This window comes from Tabrizicola caldifontis (assembly GCF_004762095.1).
Classification (GTDB): domain Bacteria; phylum Pseudomonadota; class Alphaproteobacteria; order Rhodobacterales; family Rhodobacteraceae; genus Tabrizicola; species Tabrizicola caldifontis.
This window is the reverse complement of record NZ_SIJH01000022.1, coordinates 24,102-31,674: the sequence shown is the minus strand read 5'-3', so window position 1 is coordinate 31,674 and position 7,573 is coordinate 24,102. Positions and strand designations below refer to the sequence as shown.

The window sequence follows — 7,573 nt, the reverse complement described above, 5'->3', positions numbered from 1 at the left end:
CGATGCAGGCGGGCTTGCCATAGATCCGGACCAAGGCATCAAGTTCCCGCGCCACCCTGGCCCCCGCGATGCTGGTGTCGGCGATCAGGGCAAGGTTCTCACGGCAGCAATCGTCGTTCACTGCCAGGATGCGGAACTTGCAGCAAGCCCCTAACGTATCGGACATCGAGCCATGGGAACGCCACCGGTCCGAGTGACCATGGCGAGGGTCCAGCGACCAGCGCTGGTTCGGCCGCAGTGGCACTGGCATCGGTGTGCGGCTGCCGCGCGCCCGTTTGCGGCCACGACGGCGGCGCACCGACAGGCCCTCTTCCCGGTAAATCCGGTAGAGCTTCTTTTCGTTCATGATCATGCCCTTGCGCTCCAGCATGATGCCCACGCGCCGATAGCCGAAGCGTCGGCGCTTCTCGGTGATCTTGTGCATCTCCTCACCGATTTCCGGCCTCGCCATTGGGCTCGAACCAATGGCGCCTCAATGGCTCGATCGGGCGGCCTGTCCCGCCGCACCGTCTTCGGATCGACACCGATCAGGACACAGGCCCGGGCTGAGAGATCGGGTGATCCTTCATTGCCCGCAACACCGCATCCCGCCGCGCCATCGGCGTCGTCAGGCCTCAGCCATGGTCCTCGGACCAGTGGCGTCCAATGGCTTCGATCCCAACAGATCCTTCAGAACCACATTGTCGAGCATGGCATCCGCCAGAAGGCGCTTCAGCTTCGCGTTCTCGTCCTCGAGCTGCTTCAGCCGCTTCGCGTCCGACAGGTCCATCCCGCCATACCTGGCCTTGAGCTTGTAGAACGTCGCGGGGCTCAACCCGTGTTTCCGGCACAGCTCGGAGGTCGGCAAACCTGCCTCCTGCTCCTAGATCATCCCGATAATCTGCGCCTCGGTGAAACGGCTTTCCCTCATATCGTCTGCTCATTTTTCGGGTTGGGCAGACTCTACATCACAACGAGGGAACTTCCGGGGGGGGGCAGGTCACAGGCTTCATCGGCAGCCCGAAGATGAACTTCCTGACCGGGAAATTCGCAGAGGCCGAAGGCTGCACCACCCTCGGGGTCTGGTCCGAACATATCGAGGTAGTGGACAACGGCCCCTGGTCGGGCGAGGTCCTGCATGTCGAGGATCTTGGCCCGGACCTCTTCCTCTTCGTGGAGATCGGCAGCGACGATTCCGTGATCGTGCGCCGATCGGACAAGACGAACATCCCGGGCAGCACGCGGGTTTCGCTTGTGCGGAAGCCTGAGCACTTGCACCGCTTCGATAAAGCAGGCTTACCCATCCGCCGAGACCCGCAAGGATTGCGCCTGAAGGAGATAATGATGACCATCCGCGTCACCGTATGGGGCGAGAACGTCCATGAACACAAGAACAAGGTGGTGGCGCAGATCTATCCTGCGACCATGCACGGCACGATTGCCGGGTTCCTGAACCGGGAAAACGGCATCTCGGCCAGCACCGTCACGCTGCAAGACCCCGAGCACGGCATGACCGCCGAAAGGCTGGCCGAAACGGATGTGCTTATCTGGTGGGGCCATGCCGCGCATGGCGATGTTGCCGATGCGGTGGTGGAACGGGTGTGCGAGGCCGTCTGGTCCGGCATGGGCGCAATCTTCCTGCATTCCGCCCATTTCGCCAAACCCTTCAAGCGGCTGATGGGCGCGCCCTGCAACCTGTCGTGGCGCGAGGCCGGCGAACGGGAGCGGATCTGGGTCACCAGCCGCCAGCACCCGATTGCCCGCGGCATCCCCGATCACTTCGAGATCGAATACGAAGAAATGTATGGCGAACCCTTCGGCGTGCCGGAACCGCTGGAAACAGTGTTCATCAGCTGGTTCCAGGGCGGCGAGGTGTTCCGCTCGGGCCTGACTTACCGGCGCGGGGCGGGAAACATCTTCTATTTCCGGCCAGGGCACGAAACCTACCCGACATACCACCAGCCCCTTGTGCAGAAGATCATCGCCAATGCCGTCCGCTGGGCGCACAACCCGGAAGGCCGGATCGCAATGCCGACCGAAGCGCCGAACCGCGCCGTGGCCAATGCGCTGGAGCCCATCGTCGAACGCGGGCCGCGGCTCCACCACGACGGCGAAGAGGGCTATCGCTGATGCAGCCCGTCAGACTTCTGATCCTCGGTACCGGCGGAATGGCGAAGAACCATGCCGAGGGCTTCACCGCCATTCCCGGCGTCCAACTGGTGGCGGGCATCGACACCCGGCCGGAACAGCTTGCGGCCTTCCAGGCGGCGCACGGCATCCCGCTTGGCTTCACCTCGATCGACGAGGCGCTGGCCTGGGGCGGGTTCGACGCGGTGACCAACGTCACCCCCGACGCCGCGCACCACGCCACGACCATGCCCTTCCTTGCGGCGGGCAAGCATGTGCTGTGCGAAAAGCCGCTTGCGACGAACGCCCGGGATGCCGAGGAAATGGCCGCCGTCGCCGCACGGGCCGGCGTGGTGAACATGGTCAACCTCAGCTACCGCAATGTCCCGGCCCTGCACAAGGCCGCGCAGATGGTGCGCGAGGGCGCCATCGGCGAGATCCGGCATTTCGAGGCCAGCTACCTGCAAAGCTGGCTGACCCAGCCCGCCTGGGGCCACTGGGACAGCGAACCGCAATGGCTTTGGCGGCTGTCAACGGCGCACGGTTCGAAGGGGGTTCTTGGCGACGTGGGCATCCACATCCTCGACTTCGCCACCTTCATCGCCGGGATCGAGCCGGCCGAAGTGTCCTGCCTGCTGCAAACCTTCGACAAGGCGCCGGGGGGCCGGATCGGCGACTATGTGCTGGACGCCAACGACAGCGCCACGATGCAGCTGCGCCTTGCCAACGGGGCGCTTGGAACGGTGGCCGCGACCCGCTTTGCCACCGGCCACCTGAACGACCTGCGCCTGCGGCTTTACGGCCAGACCGGCGGGCTGGAGGTGCGGTTCGAGAAGGGCGAAAGCGCGCTGCGCGCCTGCCTAGGGGACGACGTGCAGACCGGCACCTGGCACGCGGTGGCTTGCCCCCCTGTCCCCACGATCTACCAGCGTTTCATCGCCGCGATCCGCGCAGAAGGCCCGGCTGAACCCGACTTTGCCCGCGGCGCCGCCCTGCAGCGGCTGCTGGACAGGGCCGAGGCTTCGGCAGCCGAAGGTGGGCGGCTGCTAATCGTCTGAAACCACGGTTTGCGCGACCGGAGTTTTCGAAAACTCGGGTCCAGATCCTTCGACGGCTCGGGTGCGATTTCTCAAAAGAAATCGCTTACTGACCGCCGATCAGCGCCCTGACCCGCGCGGTGAAATCCTCGCCGCGCTTTTCAAAGTTCGGATACTGGTCAAAGCTGGCCGCCGCCGGGGCAAGAAGCACCACCTCGCCCGGCTGCGCCTCCTCGGCCGCCCTTGCCACGGCGCGTTCCATCGTTTCGCAGATCTCGTGAGGCGTGTCGCCGATCTGCAGGGCGAAATCGCGGGCGGAATGGCCGATCAGATAGGCCTTCACCACCGACCCCATCAGAGGCCTCAGTGCCGCGATGCCGCCCTCCTTCCCCAGCCCGCCGGCGATCCAGCGGATCTTCGGGAATGCCTGCAAGGCCTTGGCTGCGCTATCGACATTGGTCGCCTTCGAATCGTTGACGAACCGCACCCCGCCGCGTTCGCCCACAAGCTGGCTGCGGTGCGGCAGACCGGGGAAGGTGTGCACAGCCGCTTCGATCTGCCTCGGCGCCAGCCCAAGCGCCCGGCAGGCCGCATAGGCCGCGCAGGCATTCTGATGGTTGTGCGCGCCGGGCAGGCCCTTCACCTCGCGCAGGTCGATCGCCGCCACCTGCCGCCCCTTGCGCCATTCCGCAAGGAACCCCTTGCGGGCAAAGACCGACCATCCGAAGGCTTCCAGCTTCTGGCCCGAGGACACCCGGATCACCCTGTCGTCCTGCACCCCCTGCCCCAGCGCGTCGGCCAGGAAGCGGCCCTCCGTCTCGTCCACGCCGATCACCGCCCGATCCGGCCCGCCCAGTGTGAAAAGCCTTGCCTTGGCGGCGAAATAGCCGCCCATGCCGCCGTGGCGGTCCAGATGGTCGGGTGAGAGATTCGTGAAAACCGCAACGTCCGGGGTCAGCGCCCGGGCCAGTTCCGTCTGGTAGGAGGAGAGTTCCAGCACGATCACCTCGCCATCCTGCGGCGGGTCGATGGACAGCACGCCCGTCCCGATATTGCCAGCCATCTGGCTGGGCCGTCCTGCCGACAGAAGGATGTGATGGATAAGCGCAGTCGTGGTTGACTTGCCATTCGATCCTGTGATCGCCACCACCTTGGGCGGGGTCTCCATCGCGCCCCAGTCAGCCCCTGCCGCACTCTGGAAGAACAGGCCGATGTCGTTATCGACGGGCACGCCCATGTCCAGCGCGCGGGCAATGATCGGGTTTGGCGCGGGATAGAGATGCGGAATGCCGGGCGAGGCCACCAGACAGGCCACGCCGTCAAGCGCGGCATTACGGGTCAGGTCGGTCAGCACGAAACCTTCGGCCTCGGCCTTTGCCCGTGCTTCTGGGCTGTCGTCCCACAAAAGCGGCTCGGCACCTCCGGCCCGCAGCGCCGCTGCCGTGGCCAGGCCCGACCGGCCAAGACCCAGAACCGCAACCTTCGCGCCCTTGTAACCCTTGACCGGGATCATCGTCACCCCCTGCTTGACGCACCAACGGATAGGGGACCGGGATCAAAAGGAAAAGGCCCAGCGCGCCCCTGGGGGGTGCTACAGGGCGCAATCCAGGCCATGCCCCGGCGACACTGGACGCAGCCTTGTGATGGTCGAAGGCGGTCACGACCGGGGGCAGCAATGCCGAAAGACGTGCGGCAAGGCGAAGCGGCGCAGGAAACATCATTCCCCGCACCTGGCAAGACAGCTCGGCCGGGCCGGCCATGGTGGCAGGCCCCTAGCGCACCTTCAGCGTGGCCAGTCCGATCATCGCCAGGATCAGGCTGATGATCCAGAACCGGATCACGATCTGCGGCTCCGCCCAGCCCTTCTTCTCGAAATGATGGTGGATCGGCGCCATCAGGAAGATTCGCTTCTTTGTGCGCTTGTAGTAGAGCACCTGGATGATCACGCTCAGCGCCTCGACGACGAACAGGCCGCCGACGATGGCCAGCACGATCTCGTGCTTGGTGCAGACGGCAATGGCGCCCAGTGCGCCCCCAAGTGCCAGGCTTCCGGTGTCGCCCATGAACACCGCCGCCGGCGGTGCGTTGTACCACAGGAAGCCCAGCCCCGCACCGCACAGCGCGGCGCAGAATACCAAGAGTTCGCCCGTTCCCGGAACGAAATGCACGTCCAGATAGGTGGTGAAGTTGGCGTTGCCGACGACGTAGGCGATGACCCCCAGGGTTCCGGCCGCGATCATCACCGGCATGATCGCAAGGCCGTCCAGCCCGTCAGTCAGGTTCACCGCATTGGCCGCACCCACGATCACGATCATGCCGAAGGGCACGAAGAAAATGCCAAGATCCAGCAGCAGGTTCTTGAAGAAGGGAAAGGCCAGCTGGTTGGTCAGGTCAGCCGGATGGAACATCGAGGCCGAATAGGCCGCCAGCGCCGCGATGACCAGGCCCAGCCCCATGCGCAAACGGCCGGATACGCCCTTGGTGTTTTGCTTGGTCACCTTGGCATAGTCGTCGGCAAAGCCGATCAGCCCGAACGCCAGCGTCACCAGCAGCACGATCCAGACATACTGGTTGTCAAGCCGTGCCCAGAGAAGAGTCGAGAACAGAAGTGCCGACAGGATCAGCAGCCCCCCCATCGTCGGCGTACCCGCCTTCGAAAGATGCGACTGCGGCCCGTCATCACGGATCGGCTGACCCTTGCCCTGCTTGCGCCGCAAGAGGTCGATCAGCGGCCGTCCGAACAGAAAGCCGAAGACCAGCGCCGTGACGAAGGCCCCACCGGCGCGGAAGGTGATGTAACGGAACAGGTTGAAGACATCCCCACCGTCGGAAAACTCGGTCAGCCAGAAGAACATTCACTCAGGTTCCTTCATTCGGGGCGGCGGCCTGCCCCAGTTTGCGCAGGGCGTCAACAACCAGGCTGACCTTCGATCCCTTCGAGCCCTTGACCAGCAGGATGTCGCCTGCGTCCACCAGGCTGCGGGCCCGCGCGGCAAGATCAGAGGCACTTTCAGCCCATTCGCCGCGCTGCGGGCGAGGCAGGGCATCGTAAAGGGCGCGCATGCGCGGTCCGACGCAGTGGATGACGTGCACCGCTGACAGGCCCGGATGGCGGGCGATCGCGGCATGCAGTTCCGCCTCGGTTGGGCCGAGTTCCAGCATGTCGCCAAGAATCGCGATTCGGCGGCCATCGCCGACCCGTCCGATTCCGTCGGTGGGCTTGGCAGCGATCAGCACGTCCAGCGCTGCGGCCATGGATGCCGGATTTGCGTTGAAGGCATCGTCTATCAGGTCGAAGAAGGTCTCTTCCACGATGTCCAGAACGATCCGTTCGCGCTGGCCGCGGCCGGCAGGCGGGGACCAGCGGCCAAGATCATGCGCGGCAATCATCGGATCGGCGCCCAGCGCCTCGGCCACCGCAAGCGCGCCAAGTGCGTTCAGCGCAAAATGGCGACCGGGCGAGGCGACCTTGAACAGAAAGGTCATCCCCCCGCGGCTGGCGCGACAGACGGTGGCCTCGTCCACGATCCGCGCTTCGATCAGGCGCCAGTCGGCCGCCTCGGCCTTGCCGAAGCCGACCGGCCGCGCGCCGACCGACACGGCCTTTGCGCGCAAAAGCGGGGTCCAGTCGATGTCGGCGTTGAACACCGCGGTACCCCCCGGAACAAGCCCTTCGAAGATCGAGGCCTTCTCGTGCGCGATGCCCTCGACGCTGCCGAAGGCTTCCAGATGCGCGGGGGCGACGGTCGTCACCATGGCAACGTCCAGCCGGGCCAGTCTGGCGAGCGGCGCGATCTCGCCGGGGTGGTTCATGCCGATTTCGATCACCGCATACTCGGCGTCGGCGGGCATCCGCGCCAGCGTCAGCGGCACACCCCAATGATTGTTGTAGCTGGCTTCCGCCGCATGTGTGCGTCCCTGCCCCGCAAGGATGGCGCGCAGCATCTCCTTGGTCGAGGTCTTGCCGACCGATCCGGTGATGCCAACCACGCGGGCGGTCGTCCGCGCCCGGGCAAAGGCCCCCAGCGCGCGCAGCGCCGCCATGACATCGGGAACAACCAGCAGCGGCGCCGTCGCGGCCACCCCGTCAGGGATCCGGCTGACCAGCGCGGCTGCGGCCCCCTTTTCCAGTGCCTGGGCCACAAAGTCATGCCCGTCACGCACGTCCTTCAGCGCGACGAACAGATCGCCGGGTTGCAGTGAGCGGGTGTCGATCGACACGCCCGAGGCCTGCCAGTCTCGGGTCGTCCGCCCGCCGGTCGCCCGCACAGCATCGGCAGAGGTCCAAAGCATCATCCGTCCACTCCTGCAACTTGCCCGGCCGGACGTTTTCCTCCACCCGCGTGGGGGAGGGAGAGGGCGGGGGAGGTCGCCGCATCGCAAGGGCGCTCCGCCACGGACCCCAACCCCCATCCCCTCCACGCGGAGGG

The 7,573-nt window shown here is 65.6% G+C and carries 5 protein-coding genes and 1 pseudogene; 2 read left to right on the top strand and 4 right to left on the bottom strand.

Going from position 1 to position 7,573, the window contains the following annotated elements:
• A pseudogene (locus EYB42_RS15825) lies at positions 1–910 on the bottom strand (transposase); the annotation flags it as partial.
• 95 nt (positions 911–1,005) lie between these two features.
• On the opposite strand from EYB42_RS15825, the gene EYB42_RS15820 reads away from it, so the two are divergent.
• Both EYB42_RS15820 and EYB42_RS15815 read left to right on the top strand, forming a co-directional pair.
• Positions 1,006–2,109 carry a ThuA domain-containing protein gene (locus EYB42_RS15820; protein WP_135451054.1) on the top strand — a complete coding sequence of 368 codons (1,104 nt, stop codon included), beginning with the start codon at positions 1,006–1,008 and terminating at the stop codon, positions 2,107–2,109.
• Positions 2,109–3,164, top strand: coding sequence for a Gfo/Idh/MocA family protein (locus EYB42_RS15815; RefSeq protein ID WP_135451053.1), 1,056 nt, complete (start codon positions 2,109–2,111; stop codon positions 3,162–3,164). The genes EYB42_RS15820 and EYB42_RS15815 overlap by 1 nt, the downstream gene beginning before the upstream one ends.
• An 85-nt stretch (positions 3,165–3,249) precedes the next feature.
• Here EYB42_RS15815 and murD read toward each other — a convergent pair whose 3' ends face one another.
• The 3 genes from murD to EYB42_RS15800 form a co-directional block, all read right to left on the bottom strand.
• Complete coding sequence (gene murD / locus EYB42_RS15810) at positions 3,250–4,656, bottom strand: UDP-N-acetylmuramoyl-L-alanine--D-glutamate ligase (protein ID WP_135451052.1); 1,407 nt, start codon at positions 4,654–4,656, stop codon at positions 3,250–3,252.
• Between the two features lie 259 nt (positions 4,657–4,915).
• Positions 4,916–5,998 carry a phospho-N-acetylmuramoyl-pentapeptide-transferase gene (gene mraY / locus EYB42_RS15805; protein WP_135451051.1) on the bottom strand — a complete coding sequence of 361 codons (1,083 nt, stop codon included), beginning with the start codon at positions 5,996–5,998 and terminating at the stop codon, positions 4,916–4,918.
• 4 nt (positions 5,999–6,002) lie between these two features.
• Positions 6,003–7,439, bottom strand: a complete 1,437-nt coding sequence (locus EYB42_RS15800; RefSeq protein WP_135451050.1) for a UDP-N-acetylmuramoyl-tripeptide--D-alanyl-D-alanine ligase — start codon at positions 7,437–7,439, stop codon at positions 6,003–6,005.
• Between the last annotated feature and the right edge of the window lie 134 nt (positions 7,440–7,573).

Coding starts and splice junctions, on each gene's coding strand:
- EYB42_RS15815 (WP_135451053.1), top strand. CDS start 2,109: ATGCAGCCCGTCAGACTTCTGATCCTCGGTACCGGCGGAATGGCGAAG.
- murD (WP_135451052.1), bottom strand. CDS start 4,656: ATGATCCCGGTCAAGGGTTACAAGGGCGCGAAGGTTGCGGTTCTGGGT.
- EYB42_RS15800 (WP_135451050.1), bottom strand. CDS start 7,439: ATGATGCTTTGGACCTCTGCCGATGCTGTGCGGGCGACCGGCGGGCGG.
- EYB42_RS15820 (WP_135451054.1), top strand. CDS start 1,006: ATGAACTTCCTGACCGGGAAATTCGCAGAGGCCGAAGGCTGCACCACC.
- mraY (WP_135451051.1), bottom strand. CDS start 5,998: ATGTTCTTCTGGCTGACCGAGTTTTCCGACGGTGGGGATGTCTTCAAC.